The organism is Actinoplanes sp. CA-015351 (assembly GCF_050955685.1).
Lineage (GTDB): Bacteria > Actinomycetota > Actinomycetes > Mycobacteriales > Micromonosporaceae > Actinoplanes.
The window spans coordinates 1900222-1918342 of sequence record NZ_CP192102.1 but is presented as its reverse complement, the minus strand read 5'-3'; the positions used below and the strand labels follow the sequence as shown (position 1 = coordinate 1918342).

17 protein-coding genes and 1 pseudogene are annotated in these 18121 nt (G+C 69.9%); 6 read left to right on the top strand and 12 right to left on the bottom strand.

What is annotated here, in order from left to right:
- The first annotated feature begins 7 nt into the window (after positions 1–7).
- On the top strand, positions 8–370 hold the full coding sequence (locus tag ACQP2E_RS08795; RefSeq protein ID WP_433829664.1) for a signal peptidase I: 363 nt from the start codon (positions 8–10) through the stop codon (positions 368–370).
- A gap of 47 nt (positions 371–417) precedes the next feature.
- On the opposite strand, the gene ACQP2E_RS08790 is transcribed toward ACQP2E_RS08795, so the two are convergent.
- The 5 genes from ACQP2E_RS08790 to ACQP2E_RS08770 form a co-directional block, all read right to left on the bottom strand.
- A complete protein-coding gene (locus tag ACQP2E_RS08790; protein ID WP_433829662.1) occupies positions 418–2529 on the bottom strand; it encodes a flavohemoprotein in 2112 nt (703 codons plus the stop codon).
- Positions 2530–2848: 319 nt separating this feature from the next.
- The gene (locus ACQP2E_RS08785) at positions 2849–3643 is read right to left on the bottom strand and encodes a TrmH family RNA methyltransferase (RefSeq protein WP_433829660.1); all 795 of its coding nucleotides are present in this window, start codon (positions 3641–3643) and stop codon (positions 2849–2851) included.
- 100 nt (positions 3644–3743) lie between these two features.
- Positions 3744–4421: a hypothetical protein gene (locus tag ACQP2E_RS08780; RefSeq protein WP_433829658.1), complete on the bottom strand. Its 678-nt coding sequence runs from the start codon at positions 4419–4421 to the stop codon at positions 3744–3746.
- A gap of 224 nt (positions 4422–4645) precedes the next feature.
- Positions 4646–5767: an SPFH domain-containing protein gene (locus ACQP2E_RS08775; protein ID WP_433829656.1), complete on the bottom strand. Its 1122-nt coding sequence runs from the start codon at positions 5765–5767 to the stop codon at positions 4646–4648.
- A 30-nt stretch (positions 5768–5797) separates the two neighbouring features.
- The gene (locus tag ACQP2E_RS08770; RefSeq protein WP_433829654.1) at positions 5798–6247 is read right to left on the bottom strand and encodes an NfeD family protein; all 450 of its coding nucleotides are present in this window, start codon (positions 6245–6247) and stop codon (positions 5798–5800) included.
- A 110-nt stretch (positions 6248–6357) separates the two neighbouring features.
- On the opposite strand from ACQP2E_RS08770, the gene ACQP2E_RS08765 reads away from it, so the two are divergent.
- Positions 6358–7662 carry a serine hydrolase domain-containing protein gene (locus ACQP2E_RS08765; RefSeq protein ID WP_433829652.1) on the top strand — a complete coding sequence of 435 codons (1305 nt, stop codon included), beginning with the start codon at positions 6358–6360 and terminating at the stop codon, positions 7660–7662.
- Positions 7663–8739: 1077 nt separating this feature from the next.
- Here ACQP2E_RS08765 and ACQP2E_RS08760 read toward each other — a convergent pair.
- Both ACQP2E_RS08760 and ACQP2E_RS08755 read right to left on the bottom strand, forming a co-directional pair.
- Positions 8740–9288: an EamA family transporter gene (locus ACQP2E_RS08760; protein WP_433833854.1), complete on the bottom strand. Its 549-nt coding sequence runs from the start codon at positions 9286–9288 to the stop codon at positions 8740–8742.
- Positions 9289–9466: 178 nt separating this feature from the next.
- Positions 9467–9694: pseudogene (locus ACQP2E_RS08755) on the bottom strand (hypothetical protein); the annotation flags it as partial.
- 482 nt (positions 9695–10176) lie between these two features.
- On the opposite strand from ACQP2E_RS08755, the gene ACQP2E_RS08750 reads away from it, so the two are divergent.
- Entirely contained in the window at positions 10177–11478 is a 1302-nt protein-coding gene (locus ACQP2E_RS08750) for a PLP-dependent aminotransferase family protein (protein WP_433829650.1), read from the top strand.
- Here the strand turns inward: ACQP2E_RS08750 and ACQP2E_RS08745 are convergent.
- Entirely contained in the window at positions 11459–12265 is an 807-nt protein-coding gene (locus tag ACQP2E_RS08745; protein WP_433829648.1) for a DUF3097 domain-containing protein, read from the bottom strand. The genes ACQP2E_RS08750 and ACQP2E_RS08745 overlap by 20 nt on opposite strands.
- 90 nt (positions 12266–12355) lie before the next feature.
- Here ACQP2E_RS08745 and ACQP2E_RS08740 point away from each other — a divergent pair, with 90 nt between their 5' ends.
- Both ACQP2E_RS08740 and ACQP2E_RS08735 read left to right on the top strand, forming a co-directional pair.
- On the top strand, positions 12356–13138 hold the full coding sequence (locus ACQP2E_RS08740) for a hypothetical protein (protein WP_433829646.1): 783 nt from the start codon (positions 12356–12358) through the stop codon (positions 13136–13138).
- 4 nt (positions 13139–13142) lie between these two features.
- Complete coding sequence (locus tag ACQP2E_RS08735; RefSeq protein WP_433829644.1) at positions 13143–13634, top strand: NUDIX domain-containing protein; 492 nt, start codon at positions 13143–13145, stop codon at positions 13632–13634.
- A 2-nt stretch (positions 13635–13636) separates the two neighbouring features.
- Here the strand turns inward: ACQP2E_RS08735 and ACQP2E_RS08730 are convergent, their stop codons facing one another.
- Entirely contained in the window at positions 13637–14047 is a 411-nt protein-coding gene (locus tag ACQP2E_RS08730; protein WP_433829642.1) for an NUDIX hydrolase, read from the bottom strand.
- 30 nt (positions 14048–14077) lie between these two features.
- Positions 14078–14731 (bottom strand): hypothetical protein, encoded by a 654-nt coding sequence (locus ACQP2E_RS08725; protein ID WP_433829640.1) that lies wholly within the window; start codon positions 14729–14731, stop codon positions 14078–14080.
- 79 nt (positions 14732–14810) lie between these two features.
- Here ACQP2E_RS08725 and ACQP2E_RS08720 point away from each other — a divergent pair, with 79 nt between their 5' ends.
- Positions 14811–15329 (top strand): signal peptidase I, encoded by a 519-nt coding sequence (locus tag ACQP2E_RS08720; protein WP_433829638.1) that lies wholly within the window; start codon positions 14811–14813, stop codon positions 15327–15329.
- Here ACQP2E_RS08720 and ACQP2E_RS08715 read toward each other — a convergent pair.
- Positions 15314–17530, bottom strand: a complete 2217-nt coding sequence (locus ACQP2E_RS08715) for an RCC1 domain-containing protein (protein ID WP_433829636.1) — start codon at positions 17528–17530, stop codon at positions 15314–15316. The two genes, ACQP2E_RS08720 and ACQP2E_RS08715, sit on opposite strands and share 16 nt — an antisense overlap.
- Complete coding sequence (locus tag ACQP2E_RS08710; RefSeq protein ID WP_433829634.1) at positions 17527–18102, bottom strand: hypothetical protein; 576 nt, start codon at positions 18100–18102, stop codon at positions 17527–17529. The genes ACQP2E_RS08715 and ACQP2E_RS08710 overlap by 4 nt, the downstream gene beginning before the upstream one ends.
- Positions 18103–18121: the final 19 nt, after the last annotated feature.

Sequence of the window (18121 nt, the reverse complement as noted above, 5' to 3'; positions counted from 1 at the left end):
GGCGGGCGTGACGGATGGGATCTATGTCGGCAACGCTGATCCGGATGCGCTTGCCGACCGCGGCTGGCTGCTCGGGCACTTCAAGCCGGAAGGCGACGCGCGGCACAGCACGGATGTCGAGATCAAGTGGGGTCGCCATCCCCAGGGCGATCGGCGGGCGGCTTGGGTACGCGGTGAGGAGCGCACCGCACTGCTCGTGCTGATCAGTGGCTGCTTCCACATGGAGTTCCCGCAGCGCACCGTGGTCCTCGACAAGCAGGGTGACTACGTGGTCTGGGGCCGGGGCGTGGATCACAACTGGCTCGCCGCCGAGGAGTCGGTGGTGCTGACGGTCCGGTGGCCGTCGATCGCGGGGTACGCCGTCCCCTGACTTCTGGCCGGCCCCTGATTCCTGGCCGGCCCCGGATTCCTGGCCGGTCAGTCCGGTGGGTCGTGGTGGATGCGGGCCGGTGAGATTCGCAGGTGTTCCAGGGCGGCGGTCGTCGCGGCGACCATCAGCGGCGGGCCGGCAACGCAGACCTCGTGGCGGGACCATTCGCCGTAGGCCGCCACCGCGTCGGTGACCAGGCCATATGCGTACGGGCCCGGATTACCCTCGGAGACGACCGGGACCACCTTCGCCTTCGGGGCCTGCAGGGCGATCGCCGACAAGTCATCAATGTCGTACAATTCGGAAATATCGCGTACGCCCCAGAACAACACCACCGGGCGGGCGTCCGCCGTGGCCGCCACCTGGGCGAGCATCGCCTTCATCGGGGCCACACCGGTGTCGCCGGCGATCATCAGGATGCCGCGCCCGGCCTCCTCCGGCACCATCATGTCGCCCTCCGCACGGGTCAGGCGGATGTGGTCACCCTTGCGAGTCTTGTGTACGAGTGTGTGGCTCACGCCGGTGGACGACCTCGCCCGGACGTGCAGTTCCAGGGTCTCGTCCCGGTGCGGGGCACCGGCCAGGGAGAACGGGCGCCAGACTCCGGGCTGATCGGCCACCTCGACGCGGGCGTACTGGCCTGGGCGGTACGGCATCGGCATGAAGGGGCGTACCCGGATCACGGCGAGGTCGGGGCGGCGCAGCTCGTGGGAGATCACCTCGGCGCCCCAGGCCGTGGGCTGATAGGCCGCGAGGGTGCCGCCGTGCACGATCCATTCGTAGGTGTGCTGCCACGTCCAGCGCCACGCATGGTCGAAGTCCTGACGCCACGCGCCCGGCGCCATGCCGGCACGCATCGCCTCAGCGAGGGCGGCGCCGACGAGCTGGAGCTGGTTCCACTGGACGCCGCATTCGGCGAGGGCGGCGCCCAGGTCACCGCAGCCGGACACCACGTGGGGCGGGTTGTCCAGATTGTGGGCCAGCCAGGTCAGTGCCCGGGCCAGTTGCAGGCGCTGGGTCTTGTCGGTGCCGGGCAGGCTTGCCAGCAGGTCGGGTTGGGCCTGGTACAGCGCCACCCAGAGCCGGTCGGCCACGTCCTCGGTGCCGCCGGCGAATGTGAGACTGGTGCTCAGCAGCCGCTGGGTGTCACGGAGCTCGGCGTCGTCGGCGGGGTTCATGCCGTCCACGCCGGGGGCCGCTCGTCTCGGGGGCGGATTCTGGGGGGTTCGGGGCGGATAGGCGTACAAAGAAGGGTCTTGAGGGAACTCGGTGCCTGGAGAACCGATGGACCGAACGGCGTCCAGCCCGGGCACCGGCAGAGCGGGTGTCGCGGGGCCGGAAGGGTTCACGCCGGTGATCGGGTTGATCCGGCCGGCGGCCGCGCCCCAGACGCCTTTCTGAGCAGCGGAACGGCGGGCCGGTTTCGCTGCGTTCGCACCCAGGTTGGAGCGGCCCAGGGTGGTGGCGGGGTCGCCGCGCCAGAGAAGTTCAGAGTTGGGGTTGGGGTGACCCGCGCCTTGGCGATCGGCGGGCGGGCGATTCGGCGGGGTAGAGCGGGGCGGCGGCGTGGGATGGATGCGGTGGGGGTGGGCGCCGGGCTCGTTGGGGAAGCGGGATTCGGGGGACAATTCGCCTCCCAGTGGTGAGGCGTCAGGCTTCGGGGAGCCGGGGACGGCAGCGGCGGCCTGATGGGCGTGGTGGGCGTGGTCGAAGTCGGCGCTCTCTACTGACATTTCGTAAATGTCGGAGAGGGTGGCCGGGGTCGAGGTGCCACGGCGGGCCGGGGCGCTGGGTGCACTGGATTTGCCGGGCGCGCTGGATTTACCGGGAGCGGTGGACCTGCCGGGCGCGCTGGATTTGCCGGGCTCGCTGGATCCGGATGGGGAGTTCGCGCCGCTGGGGGTGTTGGAGCGGTGGTCCGCGCCGGGCGTCGGGGGCTGGCCGCTTTCGGGCAGTTCTCCCGTGTGGCCCTCGGCGGAGTGCTGGGGGTCGGCTCGATGCTGGGGGTCGGTTCGATGCTGGGCGGCGATCTCGGACAGCGCGGCGGCGGTGTCGTTGGTGCCTGCGGCGGCCGCGTCCGGCGCGTTCTGGCGCAACCGGATCGCTCGCAGCAGCGCGAGCAGATGCGGGTCGGAGCCCGGTCCCGAACCAGCCGACACTGACAAACCCTCCGAGAAAGTTAGTTACATCCTCCCCCACCATATGCCGGATGTGCCGGAAATATCCGGCGGGAGCAAGCCCCAGCCCCAAGCCAGGACCAGCCCACCCGGCCGCCAACGCAGCCGAGGCGCGATACCGCCCGGCGCACCACGGATCTTGAGCGATCCTCAACCCCCTGCTGGAGAAAAACGCTCAAGATCCCGGGACGGGCGGCCGCCGGGAAGTGGTGAGTTTGTGGTCGGCGGGACGGCTGAACCGCACAAGATTTGCGGCAACGCCTCGCAGCGAGAGCTGCCGCCCCGGCGCGGCGTGAGGGGGTTAGCGGCAGATTTCCCAGAAGGCTATTGCCGCTGCTGTGGCCACGTTCAGGGAGTCGACGCCGTTTTGCATGGGGATGGAGACTCGGGCGTCGCTTGTCAGGAGGGCGTGCGGGGTCAGGCCTGGGCCCTCGGCGCCCAGCAGCAGGGCAGGGCGGGCTCGTTGCGCCGGGGTCAGCTGCTGCAGCGGGATCGCGTCGTCGGCTGGGGTCAGGGCCAGCAGGGTGAAGCCCGCGTCGCGGATCGCCGTCAGGGTTCGCGGCCAGTCGTCGGACTTGGCGTACGGAATGGCGAAGACCTCGCCCATGCTTACCCGGACCGCACGTCGATAGAGAGGGTCTGCGCAGCTCGGGGAGAGGACCACCGCGTCGATGCCCAGGGCGGCGGCGCTGCGGAAGAGGGCGCCCAGGTTCGTGTGGGTGTTCAGGTCCTCCAGGACGGCGATGCGTTTCGCGTTTGCCAGCAGCTCGGGCAGCGGAGTCAAGGCTCGGCGGTGGAAGGACGCCAGGATGCCTCGGTGCACGTGGAAGCCGGTGATCGACTCCAGGACCGGCGCGGGGGCTGTGTAGAGCGGGGTCTCCGGCGGCAGGCCGGTCAGCTGGTCGGCGCGTTTCTGGTCGACCAGGGCGGAGCGCAGCTCGTAGCCGGCTCGCAGTGCTCGCTGGATCACCAGCTCGCCTTCGGCGATGAACAGGCCGTTGGGAGGCTCCCACTTGGTACGCAACTCGACGTCGGTCAGAGCGCGGTAGTCAGCGATGCGCGGATCGTCGGGGCTGGTGATGGTGAGAGCTGGCACCTTGGCATTGTGCTCCAGGGCCCGAACCCAGGGCTCAGGACCTAGGACCGGTCGGCCTCGGACGCCATCATCGCGAACTGGTCCGGCGCCGGACGGGGTTTCACGCCTTCGGGAGGAGGCGGCCGCCCGTCCACGCGAGGCCCATTCCGGCCGCCAGCAGCAGAAGTGCGCCCACCGTGGGGATCGGTAGCGGCACGAAGGACTCGGATCCGATGGCTACCGCTGCGAGCATCAGCAGGATTCCATCGGCGGGGTTCACGAGTTTGGATCGGAAAACCGCCCAGCCCAGCAGCAGCAGGCCCGCACCGGTGACCGCGCCGGCGCCGGCCAGCAGCGCCGGGACGTGGCCGGTGACGATCGGGGCGCTCTCCACCACGGCATCGGCCGGCAGCGCTGCCAGCGGAACCAGTGTTGTTGATCCGGCCAGCGTCACGAGCAGGCCGACGAGCGCACATCGCCGGGTGCGCGAGCCGGCGAGCAGCCCGGCCAGGGCGATCAGCGCCACCGTTGCCAGCCAGCCGGCCACCAAGCGTACGGCGAGCGGGCCGGGTGCGCTGTTCACACCGATGGTGAGCCAGCCGTACAGCACGGCGGCGACCGGCAGGCCCCACAGCGCCAGCCTGGCGTAGCGGCGGACGGACCAGATCCACACTGCCTCGCGTACCGGCAGCAGGTGATGGTCCGATTCGATGCCGGCGGCCGGATTCGGCGAACCGACCCACGCCGGTGCGACCCGGAGTGGACGTCCGCTAGCGGTCTGACGTTGGCTGATGCTCATGGCTCCGCCTTGTTTCCTGGGCAACGAGCCGAGCGGCCGGGGGGCACCGGTCGGAATCCTGAGGCGAAGCATGTCAAAACTCAGAAGACTGTGTGCCTAATCACCAAAAGATGGGATAAGTCGGCCGAGATTGTGGGTACGCCTCCGGGATTTGTGAGGGCTTTGCGCGTACCCGGGAAAGGGCCGGCGCCGGTCCCGTGAGAGGGACCGGCGACCGGGTTTGATCAGGCCTTCTCGGCCTGGTTGTTGGCCGAGTAGTCGGCGCCACCGAGAGCTGCGGCCGGGGGCAACTCGGTGGTCGGCGGCTCGGCCGAAGAGGGCAGGGCGGACGGGGGCGCGCTTGCCGCTTCGGCGGCTCGGACCTCGGCGTTCACACGCTGGGCCTCAGCGGCGGCGGCCTCAGCGGCTGCCTCGGCCTCGCGCTCGACGGCGCCCGAGTCGACAGAGGCCTTGGGTACGTCACCGACCATGCCGGCCAGGCCACCGAGTGCACCGCCCAAGCCTTCCAGGGCCTTGGTGAGCTCGGTCGGGACGATCCAGACCTTGTTGGCGGAGCCGTTGGCGATCTGCGGCAGCGCCTGGAGGTACTGGTAGGCGAGGACCTTCTGCGACGGGTTCGCCGTGTGGATCGCGTCGAAGACCGTGCGGATCGCCTTGGCCTGGCCCTCGGCCTGCAGGATGCGGGCCTGCCGGTCACCGTCGGCGCGCAGCACCTGGGACTGCTTCTCACCCTCGGCAGTGAGGATCGCGGCCTGCTTGTGGCCCTCGGCGTTGAGGATCGTGGCGCGGCGTTCCCGCTCGGCGCGCATCTGCTTCTCCATCGAGTCGCGGATGCTCGGCGGCGGCTCGATCGCCTTGATCTCCACGCGGGTGACCTTGATGCCCCAGCGGCCGGTGGTCTCGTCGAGCACGCTCGACAGGTGCTTGTTGATCTGGTCGCGGCTGGTCAGCGCGCGCTCCAGGTCAAGGGAGCCGATCACGTTACGCAACGTCGTGACGGTGAGCTGCTCGATCGCCTGGAGGAAGTTGGAGATCTCGTAGGTGGCCCGGACCGGGTCGACGACCTTGAAGTAGAGGACCGTGTCGATCGAGACGACCAGGTTGTCCGAGGTGATCACGGGCTGCGGCGGGAACGAGACCACCTGCTCGCGCATGTCGACCTTGGTGCGGACCGCGTCGACGAACGGCACCAGCAGGTTCAGGCCGGGCGACAGGGTGCGCTTGTATTTTCCGAGACGCTCGACGACGTCCATCCGCTGCTGCGGGACGATCCGCACCGAGCGCACGAGAGTGGTCACGGCCAGGACGGCGATGACTATGACGAGGACCGCGATGATGACTTCCATGACGCCTCTCAAATCGTTCGATGGGTGTTACTAGACGTCGGGGAGATCGTCGTGCCACACCATGGCGGTGGTGCCACGGAGCTTGACGACGCGGACCCGCTCGCCGGGCTGAAAACTCTCCTTGTCGTCGCAGGACCGCGCCTGCCACAACTCGCCATCTATCTTGATCATGCCGCTCACGCCGCTGACCTCGTCCACGACCGTGCCGCGGGCGCCCTCCATGGCCTCGATGCCGAACGGGGTGTCCCCCGACTCGAGCGCCGGGCGGGCGTGCCGCATCACGATCGGGCGGACGGCCGCCACCGACAGTCCGGAGACCACCGCGAACACGACGACCTGTAGTAGGAGCGGGGCGCCGAAAGCTGCCGCCACGGCAGCAGCCGCGGCGCCGGCCGCGAAGAAAATGACCAGAATCGTCGCGGTGAAGGCCTCGCCGATCACCAGCGCGATGGCGAGAACGACCCAGAGTACGGCTTCCACATCTCCGATCGTGGCACGCCGACGCACGTGCGGCACATGACGATTTGGCGTAGCCGAATCGTCATCGAACAGTTAAACCCGTCAGTCCCCTGCTTCCGAGAGGTTCCACTGTGTCGCTGCTTGCGGAGACCGCCCGGCGGATCGACGAGATCGCTGCCCGTGCACAGTCCACCGGCCGGGTGCCGTCACTTGCCCTCGCAGTCGTCCGGGACCGCGCCGTGCTGCACTTCGCCGCCGCGGGCGAGCAGCCCCGGCCGGACCAGAAAACGCAGTACCGCCTCGGATCGATCACCAAGACGATCACAGCGACGCTGGTGATGCAGCTGCGTGACGAGGGCTTCTTCGGACTGGACGACCTGCTCTACCGGCATTTGCCCGGCACACCGATCGGCGGTGTGACGCTGCGGCAGCTGCTCGGGCACGTCTCCGGGTTGCAGCGCGAGCCGGACGGGTTGTGGTGGGAACGGAACCCCGGTGGAGACGTGGATTCTCTGCTCGCCGGGTTGACGTACGAGAAGGTGGCCGGAGCGCCGTTTCGCCGGTTCCGGTACTCGAATTTGGCGTACGGATTGCTCGGCGCTGTCCTGGAACGCGTCACCGGGCAGAGCTGGGCGGAGCTGGCCGGGAAGCGGGTGCTCGATCCGCTGGGGATGAAGCGGACGACGTACGCGCCGGTCGAGCCGTATGCCCGGGGTTACGTTGTTCATGATCTTGGAGGGGTGCTGCACGAGGAGCCGCGGCCGGACACCGGCGCGATGGCGCCGGCCGGGCAGTTGTGGTCGACCGTCACCGACATGGCCAAGTGGGCCGGGTTCCTCGCGGATCCGGCGCCGGGTGTGCTGTCCCGGGAGACCGTCGACGAGATGTGTGCGCCGGTGGTGATCGGCGACCTGGAGTCGTGGACGGTGGGGCACGGGCTGGGGCCGCAGCTGTTCCGGGTCGGTGAGCGGGTGTTCGTCGGGCACGGCGGGTCGATGCCGGGGTACGTCGCGCACCTGGCCGTGCATCGCCGGTCCCGGTTGGGGGTGATCGCGTTTGCCAACGCTTACGGGCTGGCCGGTGATCACATCCGGGAGGTGGCGTTGCGGGCGCTGACGGTCGCTGTCGACGCCGAGCCGGAAGGGGTTGCGGCGTGGCGGCCGCCTGTGGTGCCGGTCGGCGAGGCGGCGCAGGTGTGCGGGCGGTGGTGGTGGATGGGGAATGAGTACGAGGTGGTGCCGGATGGTTCGGCGCTGGTGATGAGTGGGCCTTGGCATCGGACTCGGTTTGTACGGGAGGCGCCGGATCGGTGGCGGGGGGTGGCGGGGAACAACGAGGGTGAGGTGATGGCGGTTTTGCGGGGTGGGGACGGGCAGGTGGAGGGGTTGGATATCGCTACCTTCGTTTATCGCCGTTCGCCGGAGCATTTGGCGTGATTTAGCCGTTTTTCGCTGGACGCGGCGGGGATTACCGTCGGCGGGGATTACCGTCGGCGGGGCACTGCTTTGTGCAGTTTTTGCGGGAGCTTTCCGGTAGCTATTGCGGGATCTTTTTCGGGGTTTTGCGGATCTTGTGAGGTTTCGGTTGGGGTGCGGGGGACGAGGTCGCACGCAACCACCGATCGGCGTGGATGTGGGCGCACCGATCGCGGGGTCCGCGTGGATCAGGTCGCACGCAACCGCTCGGTGCGATTTCATTCACGCCAGGGCCGAGACGGGAGTTCACACACGTACTTCGTGCGGCCTGATCACCGCTGCCGGCCCCTTGCGTGTGCTCGCGACTCGGCTGGCCGGCCAGCGCTCGGCCATTCCGGGCTGAGCCGGCAAGCTCTAGGAGAGACCGTGTCGCCGATCTTGTGAGCTTTCGGTGGGGGTCTTGAATTCAATCGGTGGCGGCACAAGCTCACACAATCTGGGCGGTGGCCGGCGCCGCGCGGAGTTCTGCCCGCGATCTTGTGACTTTGCGGCTGTTCGGGCGACGCTCGAGTTTCGCCATTTCAGCATGCCGATGTGGCGCGGAGAGCCGGCTGATCACGGTCGGCTACGAGAACCGGGGTGACGGCCCACCGTGGGCTCGGAGCTACGTGACGCGTGGACGGAAGCGCACGCACGCTCGGTGGAGCGTAGCCGGGGTCGCACAGTTGCGGTCCGTGTGACCTCACCACGGCCAGGGCGTTGACCCGGGCACACGATGGCGTTACGTGCGACCTGACCCACCCTGCGACAGGGTTCGCCGCGCGACAGGCCCCGACTGGTCCGGCCGGCCCGACTGGTCCGGCTGATCCGGCTGGTGCGCAGCGCAGCCGGTCATCGGGCCGGTGCCGGCGTGGTTCCTCTACGAGATTCGGGCATCTCAGGCCATCCGGCACCAGTGAATCCTGCGTTCTGGCCGGCCAGAACAAAGCCGCAAATATCTGAGGCTCGTGCCACCGACCTGCCTGACCCGCGCGGCACCGGACGACCCGTGACCTACGGGCTCCGCACAAATGGCGAAAGTCGAGGGGCGACGCAAACTCACCAGATCCGAGTGGCGGCGGACAGTGGCGGCGCAACGGTGGCCGGTGTCGTCGCGCCAGCGGACGGCGGCGCGCCAGCGGACGTTGGCGCAGTGGGCGGCGGCGTGGTGGGCGGCGGCGTGGTGGGCGGCGGTGGTGGTGGGGGCGGTGGTGGTGTGGTGGGTGGCTCGTGGGCTGGGGCTTGGCTGCGCCCTGGCGACCCCAGGCCGAGTCCCACCGCCACCGTTGTGATGCCCAGCCAGACCAGTGGTCGTGGTGCTGGGCCGCCCAGCGTCATTCCGACGATCGCGGCGCTGATCGGGGCTAGGCCGGTCAGCAGCCCGGCCCGGCCTGCTCCGATACGGGCGACGCAGGTGTACCAGAGCAGGAACGCGACCGCTGTCACCGCTACGGCGAGATAGGCGCCGGCCAGGAGTTCGGTGGGGTGCAGGTCGAGTGCGGCGGCTGGTCCTTCGAGCAGCACCCCGGCGCTCCCGAACAGGACGGCCGCCATCCAGGTCGTGTGGACGGATACGCCCAGCGGGCCGTGCCGGCCGAGCAGCGGCACCGCGAGCAGGGTGAACGCGGCCTCGCAGACGAACGTCACGAATGCCCAGGCCAGCCCGGTCGCGTCGGCTCGGCCCAGGCCCTGGACGACGGCGGCGCCGGCGGTGACCACGGCAGCGGCGGCGATCACCCGAAAGGCGGGAACCCGGAAGGCGGGAACCCGGAAGGCGGGAACCCGAGAGGCGGGAACCCGAGAGGCGGGAACCCGAGAGGCGGGAACCCGAGAGGCGAGAGCCCGGGAGGCGGGAACCCGGCCCTCCAGCGTCGGGCCGGCGATCGCCAGCAGGATGGGTACGCAGGCTACGGCGACACCGAGGACGGCCGGTTCGGCGTGGGCGGCGCCGTGGACCAGGGCGACGTTGAAGAGCAGCAGGCCGGTGCCGGTGACTCCGAGCAGCCAGAACCATTCGGCACCCCGCGGCCGGCGCAGCCCAGCGGCCCGCAGCACGCGTCGAGCAGAGGACCAGCGAACAAAGGGCCAACCAGCAGAGACCCGGCCAGCAGAAGACCGGCCAGCAGAAGACCGGCCAGTAGAAGACCGGCCAGCCGAGACCCAGCCAGCCGAGGACCAACCGGCCCAGCCGAGCAGCAGCAAGCACGCCACCCCGTACCTCAGCGCCTGCACCGTGAACAACGGCGCCTCGGTCAAATGCCCGGAAACCGCGACGCTTCCGCCTACGAACACCATGCCGGTCGCGCCGGCGAGAATGGGGACCGCTTTCACACCGCCGATCCTGCGCCGCGTTATGGTCCGCTTCGAGGGCCAATCCGCGCGGGATGAGGTGGACCAATTTCTGACTTCCTTCAGCTTCACCCCGAGACGGCGCCCGCCAAAGGGCTGACCGCCTGGCTCACCGACGGCATCCGCGAGGCCATCACCGCGGGCCGGTTGACCCCCGGGGACCGGCTTCCACCGACCCGCCTGCTCGCCGGCGAGCTGAGGGTCTCCCGGGGCGTCGTCGTCCAGGCCTATCAGCGGCTCACCGACGAAGGGCTGGCCGCCGCCCGCACCGGCTCCGGCACCGTGGTCACCGGCCGGGGCGCCCCGAAGACCCGGCCGGAAGCCGTCGACCGGCGGCGCGCCCTCGACCAGTTGCGGCTGCCGCTCTCCACTCCGGACGGCATCGACCTGAACCTCTCCCCCGGCGTACCCGACCTGTCCGCGTTCCCGCGCACGGCCTGGCTGCGGGCGGAACGCGCGGTGCTGGACCGGGTGACCGGAACTGATCTCGGGTACGGCGACCCGGGCGGTGTCACACGGCTGCGGTTCGCACTGGCGAGCTGGTTGGGGCGTACCCGAGGGGTCCGCGCCGAAGCGGACGACGTAGTTGTCTGCGCGGGCGTCGCGCAGGGGCTCGCATTGATCGCGCAACAACGATCAAAAGCAGACATCGCTGTGGAGGACCCCGGCTCCCGCGGCGCCGCCGATCAGCTCGCGTACTGGGGGATGCGGCCCATCGGCATCCCGGTTGACGACGAGGGGATGCGGGTCGGCGAGCTGTTCGAGACAACGGCCGAGGCCGCCTTGCTGACACCGGCGCACCAGTTCCCCACCGGCGTCGTGCTCAGCCCGGCTCGTCGCCGCGCCCTCCTCGAATGGCCGGGACTGATCATCGAGGACGACTACGACGCGGAGCACCGATATGACCGGGCACCGGTCGCCGCGCTGCAGGGTTCGGCACCGGATAAGGTCGTCTACCTGGGCAGCGTCTCGAAATCGCTCGCTCCCGGGATGCGTCTGGGCTGGATGATCGCCCCGCGCCGGATGCAGGCCGGCCTACTCGCCGCGAAACACGCGACCGATCTCGGCAATCCGGCCCTGCCGCAGCTGGTCTTCGCCGAGCTGCTGTCCACCGGCGTCTACGAACGGCATCTGCGCGCGGTGCGGGCACGGCAACGCCTCCGCCGGGACGCCTTGCTCAGCGCGCTGCGCACCCACCTGCCCGGCGCACGAGTGACCGGCGTCGCGGCCGGGCTGCATCTGCTGGTGATGCTGCCCGAGCATTCAGAATCGGACACATCCCTGGCCGAGAAAATCGCCGGAACAGGTGTGATGGTCCACCCGCTCTCCTGGCACCGCCAGCGCCCTGGCCCGCCCGGCCTGGTGATCGGTTACGCCGCCCACCCTCCGGACCGCCTGACCGAGGCCGGCGAACGAATCGGCAAGGCCATCAATCATCAAGCACGGTGACGAAATCGATCAGCCGCTCCATCGAGTTGATCAACGGCGTCTCGACGTCCTTGTAACTGTGCACCGACCCGAGAATCCGCCGCCACATGTCAGCGGGCTCGCGCACGCCGACAGCCTCGCAGACACCCTCTTTCCACGGACGACCCGGCGGAATGACAGGCCACGCCCGCAAACCCACCCGCTCCGGCTTCACGGCCTGCCAGATGTCGATGTACGGATGCCCGGTCACCAGCACGTCCGGATGCTTCACCGCGGCCACGATGCGGCTCTCCTTCGAGCCGGGCACCAGGTGGTCGACGAGCACGCCGAGCCTGCGTCCCGGGCCCGGGCGGAACCGGGTGACCTCGGCGGCCAGATCGTCGATGCCGTCCAGCGGCTCCACCACGACGCCTTCGATCCGCAGGTCGTCGCCCCAGATCCGCTCGACAAGCGCGGCGTCGTGAATGCCCTCCACCCAGATCCGGCTGGCCTTGGCGACCTGCGCCTTCACCCCGGCCACCGCGATCGAGCCGGAGGCGGTGACCCGGCGCTGCGGCGCGACCGGCGAGGCGGCCGGTTTCCGCAGCGTGACCGGCGAACCATCGAGCAGGAAAGCACCTGGCGCGAGCGGGAAGTTCCGGCGTTTGCCGTGCCGGTCCTCCAGCACCACGGCGCCCAGCTCGAAGCCGACCACCGCGCCGCAGAACCCCGAATCGGCGTCCTCGACTACCAGATCGGGTTCGGCGTCCACCTCCGGAATCACCTTGCGGCGGCGCCAATTGCCCGCCAGCACATCCTCCCCATACATGTCCCGCACGGTAACCCGCGATCACGAACACACCGATGGTGACGCTCCGAGCCGAGACAAGCTTCCGTGCTGCCACGTACCCTTGCTCGCATGTCACCCGCTACTGGGGCGGCCATCCGTTCCGCCCGCCGGTCCACCAGGTTCGTCGCCTGGGTGCGCGCCTGGCGCGCCGGCCTCACGCCGTTCGACGACCTCGCCGACGAGATCGCCGACGGCGAGGAGCACCTGGTCGCCGACGCGCCCGGCACCTGGACGGACGTGCCGCTCGCGAAAGCCTTGCCGATCTTCGCGAAACTGCACCCCGACGAGATCCGGCTGGTGCTGCCCGCGCCCGGCGACCCACGCGGCCTGCCCGGCCCGAGCGAGCTGACCGGCGCCGCGCTGCTGGCCGGCGAAGTGGTGATGACGCCCGAGTTCGGCGTGGTGCCCGAGGTCCGGCGGCACACGTCGGGGTCCGGCGTGGAGTTCGAGACCGTGCTGTGGCGCGTGCATCCGGCGCCCGAGCACCGCCAGGTCTTCCAGATGGGCGCTGCCGAGGCCGAGGCCGAGCTGACCGCCGCCCTCGGCGAGGCGACCGCGACGCTCACCAAACTGGACGTGGCCCAGTGGAAACCCGAGCTGGCCGGCGCGTTGCAGGCGTTGCGCCGCCCGGAGAGCACGGCGACTCTGCCACCCGGCTTCGACCCGAGCTCGCGCCGTCTGTTCGCCCGCGCCAGCGTCCTCGACCAGGTCCTGGCGCTCGCCGGGACGAACGCGCCGGGCGGCGCGGTCAACGGTTTCGAGGCACAGGCTCGCGATGCGGCGCTGCGACCGCTCACGGCCGCCTGCCGACAGGCTCTGGTGGCGGCCTGCAACTCACCGCTGCGACCCTGAGCCCATGCAGGACAGGCATGCACACTGCATGTTCTGCGGGGCACGCTTCCTGCCCGGACAGCCGTGGCCGCGGCACTGCACGGCCTGCAGCGAGGTCACCTATCGCAACCCCAGCCCGGTCGCCGTCGCGGTCCAGCCGGTCGGCACCGGTCTTCTCGTGGTCCGGCGCGGCATCGCACCGGCCGAGGGCCGGCTCGCCCTGCCGGGCGGATTCATCGAGGTCGGCGAGACATGGCAGGCCGCGGCGGCGCGCGAGCTGCGCGAGGAGACAGGTCTGGATCAAGACCCTTCTTCGGTACGCCTTTACGACACGGTAAGCGCCCCGGACGGAACGATTCTGATCTTCGGCCTGCTACCGGCGTTACCGAGTGCCGCCGCGCTGCCGCCGCCACCGGCAGTCGGCGAGACCTTGAGCCGCGAGGTCCTCTACGGCCCGGCCGAACTCGGCTTCAGCATCCACACCGCCGTGGCCAACCGCTGGTTCACCACCCGCTGACGTCAGTCGATCAGCGAGGCCGCCACCAGCTCGGCCACCAGGAGCTGGATGGCGGGGGCGCAGCGCTCGGTGTCGGCTGAGGTGAACCAGGCCAGTTCGGTGATTTCGTTGGCCGGTGCTGGTTCGCCCGGGGCGTCGGAGATGAAGGTGATCAGGCGGACCCGGGTGCCGGGCGGGCGGTTGTGTGCGGGCGCCTCGATTGTCGAGAAGGGGCGCAGGGCTGCCGGGTCGACCGGGATGCCCACCTCTTCGAGGGCTTCCCGGGCCGCCGACTCGGCGTACGTCTCGCCCGGCTCCGGTTTGCCGCCGGGCAAGTAGAAAGCGTCCGACCCGTCGGCGCGTACCACCAGCACGCGCCGATCACGGACACAGACCCACGCGGCGGCGACGACCTCTTCTGTCAGCTCAGGCACGGGAGCGACGCTAGCAAGTGGCGGGCGGCGTCAGCTGCGCTGTACCTCCCAGGTGAACGGCACGCCGGTGATGTCCTTGTCGTTCGCGGCGTTGTTGTCCTGGAGCACGGTCGTGATCTTGAACATCTTGCTGTCGCCGGCCGCGGGGTGCCAGGTCGTGTCGACGCCGTTGGCGAAGGTGGTCTTGGTGGTCTGGAACGTGTAGAGCGTCGTGCCCGTGGAGATCGTGGTCGCGGCGTTCAGCGGGTCGAAGCCGGAGCAGTCGAAGGCCGCACCGGCCGAGCTGTAGTCGCCGACCTGCACGGTCAGGTTCAGGTACTGGGCGAGGTTCGGCGTGGTGCTGACGCTGGACGCGAGGCCGTAGAGCATCACGTTGCCGGTCGGCGCGACGTCGCCGCTGTAGGTGACCACGATGCACTTCGAGACGCTGGTGAGCGGCGTCATCAGGGTCTGGTTGAACATGGCGGTGGCGCCGCCGTCATTGTCGGTGAGTGCCACCTTGGCGGCGTGCCACTCGTTGGTGGTGTTGTCGGTGCTGCCGGTGAACGCGGCAGAAGACGCGGTCCAGACGGTGAAGCCACTGATCAGCAGGCCGGCGGCGAGGGCAGCGGCCACGGCGATCGGGCCACCGTTCAGGCCGCGCTGGTCCGTGGTCATCCGGTGGCGCCCGTGCTTCTGCGTCATGCCGCCTTGATCGGCGTTCGACCCCGGCACTTGAGGTGGCGCCGCTCAGGGAAATCTCACAGGCGCCGAACGGGTGGTTGTGACCCGCAAGGCCGTGCTGTCCCTCTTGTCGGTCGGCCTGCTGGCCGCCGCCGGTGGGCTGCTGCTCTGGACGCTGATCCCGCTGCTGTTCGGCTGGTCGTCATCGGTCGTGATCAGCGGGTCGATGAGCCCGGCCGTCGAGGCGGGCGACGTCGTGGTCACCTCGCCGCTGCCGGAGGACGACGTCGCGGTCGGTTACGTGATCCGGTTCCACGACCCGAACCGGCCGGGCCGGTCGATTCTGCACCGGATCACCCAGATCACCGAGAACGGGCGGTTCGTCACGAAAGGCGACGCCAATCGTACGGCCGACTCCATCCCGATCCCGGCCGGCTCGGTGACCGGCATGGGCCGGCTGCGCGTGCCGTACGTCGGGCTGCCGATGCTCTGGTGGCTGGAACGCGACTATCCGCGTCTGGCGGTCACCGCTCTCGTCGTGACGGTGCTCTGTTTCCTCGTACCCATGGGGTGGTCGGTGAAAAGGCGGCCTCGCCACCTGCGTCAGAGGAACGCATAGACGGTCTGGGTGTAGTTCTGCGCGAAGATCGCGCTCGCGGTGACGCCGGCGACCTGAGCCGGCGAGGTACGCGTAGCCGGCGCCCCCGCGGTGACCCCGAGCTGGCCCTCGCTGTTGATTCCCCAGCACCAGACCGTGGAGTCGGTCTTGCGGGCGCAGGTGAACGCCCGGCCGGCCGTCACGGTGTCCCAGTCGGTGTCCGTGCCGACCTGGCCCGGCGACGTCCCCGATGTGCTGGTGGCGCCCCGGCCCAGCTCACCGCTGGTGTTCTCGCCCCAGCACCAGAGCGTGCGGTCGGCCTTGATCGCGCAGGCGTGGTCATATCCGGTGGACATGTCCCGCCAGCTCCCGGCGATCTGAAGCGGCGTGGGGTTGGCCGCGATCGCGCTGCCGGAGCCGATCTGCCCCTTGTCGTTGAGACCCCAGCACCAGAGCGTGGCGTCGGTGCGCAGGCCGCAGTGGTAGTAGTCCCCGCCGGAGACCGTGCTCCACGTAGCGCTGTGCGGCACCGTCTGCACCGGCGTGGTCTGCCGGGTGTACGTGCTCAGGTATGTCACGCCATCACCGAGCGCCCCGTTGTTCGGCGAACCCCAGCACCACAAACTCTGATCGGTACGAATACCGCAGCTGTTGTACGCCGACAGCCCCATCCGGCTCCAGGTGTGCCCGCCCGCGACGAGCAGCGGCGTCATGATGTTCTCGTTGCTGGCCGGCTGGAAGACGCCGGATCCGCCGCGCCCGTTGTTGTCCCGTCCCCAGCAGTAACCGGCGCCGGCCGTGGTGACCCCGCAGGTGTGGTCCCACCCGGTCGAAACGTGCGCCCACGCGCCGGCGACCTGGGTGGCCGCGAACCGGTAGATCACATCCCCGGCGCCGACCTGCCCCCGGTTGTTGGCACCCCAGCACCACAGCGTGTGGTCGGCGCGCAGCCCGCAGACGAACGATCCCCCGGCGGCCAGCATGGTGAACGGCCCCGCCGGTGTACGCGGATTGAAGCTCGCCGTCCGGTTCTTCAGCTCCAGGCCGAGCTGCCCGTGATCGTTGTCGCCCCAGCACATCAGAATCCCGCCGGTACGCAGGCCGCAGCCGTGCGCAGTGCCGGAGGCCAGCGAGGTCCAGCCGGTCATCCCGACGATCTCCTTCGGCGCGGTCCGGGTGGCGGTGTCGCCGTTGCCGAGCTGACCGGACCCGCTGGTCCCCCAGCACCAGGTCTCGGTGGTGCTGCGCAGCGCGCAGGTGTGCCCGCGGCCGGGCCGCACCGAGGTCCAGGTGGTCGCCGAGCCCACCGGTTCCGGCGCGGTCCGATCGGTGGTGTCGCCGACACCGAGCTGCCCGCTGCCGTTGCGTCCCCAGCAGAACAGCCTGCCGCTGTCCCGGATCCCGCAGGCCGACTCGTGCCCCGCCGTGACAGTGGTCCACGCCGCCGAGCCGACCTGCACCGGGCTGGTCTGTGTGGTTGTGCTGCCGATGCCGAGGCGTCCGTTGGCGTTGCTGCCCCAGCACCACAGGGTGCTGTCGGTCTTGTGCAGGCCGCAGGCGAAATCGGCGCCGGCGGTGACCCGGCTCCAGGTCGCTGAGCCGACCTGCACCGGGCTGGTCTGGTTCGTCGTGCTGCCCAGGCCGAGCTGGCCGGACGCGTTGTTGCCCCAGCACCACAGGGTGTCGTCGGCCTTGTGCACGCCACAGGCGAACTCGGCTCCGGCGCTCACCGAATTCCAGGTGGCCGCCCCCAGCGTGGCCGGGGTGGCCCGGCCGGTGGTGTCACCCAGTCCGAGCTGGCCGGAGGCGTTCGCTCCCCAGCAGCTGAGCGTCGCGGCCGTCTTCACGATCGCGCAGACGGCCTTGCCGCCGACGCTCACCGAGGCGTACGCGCCACTGGTCACCGTGGGAACCGGCACCATGTTGTTCGCGGTGCTCACGCCGACCCGGCCGTCCGCGTTGTCGCCCCAGCAGTACAGGCTGTCGCCGGTCTGGATGGCGCAGGTCAGGTCGTCGCGGGCGGCAACCGCGGTCCAGGTGGTGACGCCGACGCGCAGCGGATAACCCTGGTCCGCGCCGCCATACCCGGACTCGCCCTCCAGCAGGTAACCCCAGACCGCGACCGGGCCGTTCGGGAAGGTGCCGCTGGTCGCCGAGCCGGTCCAGGAGACGTTCGCGGTCCAGGTCGCGAAGAGCAGCACGAGAGCGAGCAGCCGGCTCATGTCTGCGCCTCCCAGACGAACGTGGCCGACGCGGTCTCGTTCTGGACCGAGTTCGGCGTGGAGTTGCTCAGCGCGTACCGGAATCGGTAGGTCTTGGTCGTCGCGGCCGAGGCGGTCCAGGGGCTCAGGCCGTCGGCGTACGTGCCGGCGTTGGTGCGCAGCCAGACCAGGTCGGAGCTGGTCGTGACGGTGGCCGGGTTGGCGAGCGCGGCGAAGTCGCTGCAGTCGGTCGCGCCGGCACCGTCCGCCCGGTCGACGGTGAGCTGCACGTACTGGGCGAGGTTGCCGGACTGCGCGCTCTCGTACATCTTCACGGTGGCCAGCACGTTCCCGCTGTAGATCACGGTGATGCACTGGGTGCCGGTGTCGCCGGGCTTGAGGTTGGTGCCGCCGAGGGCGAACAGCGCGCTCGACGTGCCGGTGCCGATCACGACCTTGCCGGCCTGCCACTGGTTGCCGGTGTTGCTGGTAGCGGCGGAGAAGACCGCGCCGGTGGAGTGCCACACCAGCGCGCCGCTGATCGCGAGGCCGCCCACCAGCCCGACGGCGAGGACAGCCCGTCGCCCGATCACATAGGTCCGATCGGACGAC

Coding starts and splice junctions, on each gene's coding strand:
- ACQP2E_RS08780 (WP_433829658.1), bottom strand. CDS start 4,421: ATGAGCATCAGCCAACGTCAGACCGCTAGCGGACGTCCACTCCGGGTC.
- ACQP2E_RS08775 (WP_433829656.1), bottom strand. CDS start 5,767: ATGGAAGTCATCATCGCGGTCCTCGTCATAGTCATCGCCGTCCTGGCC.
- ACQP2E_RS08745 (WP_433829648.1), bottom strand. CDS start 12,265: ATGTATGGGGAGGATGTGCTGGCGGGCAATTGGCGCCGCCGCAAGGTG.
- ACQP2E_RS08740 (WP_433829646.1), top strand. CDS start 12,356: ATGTCACCCGCTACTGGGGCGGCCATCCGTTCCGCCCGCCGGTCCACC.
- ACQP2E_RS08735 (WP_433829644.1), top strand. CDS start 13,143: ATGCAGGACAGGCATGCACACTGCATGTTCTGCGGGGCACGCTTCCTG.
- ACQP2E_RS08725 (WP_433829640.1), bottom strand. CDS start 14,731: ATGACGCAGAAGCACGGGCGCCACCGGATGACCACGGACCAGCGCGGC.
- ACQP2E_RS08715 (WP_433829636.1), bottom strand. CDS start 17,530: ATGAGCCGGCTGCTCGCTCTCGTGCTGCTCTTCGCGACCTGGACCGCG.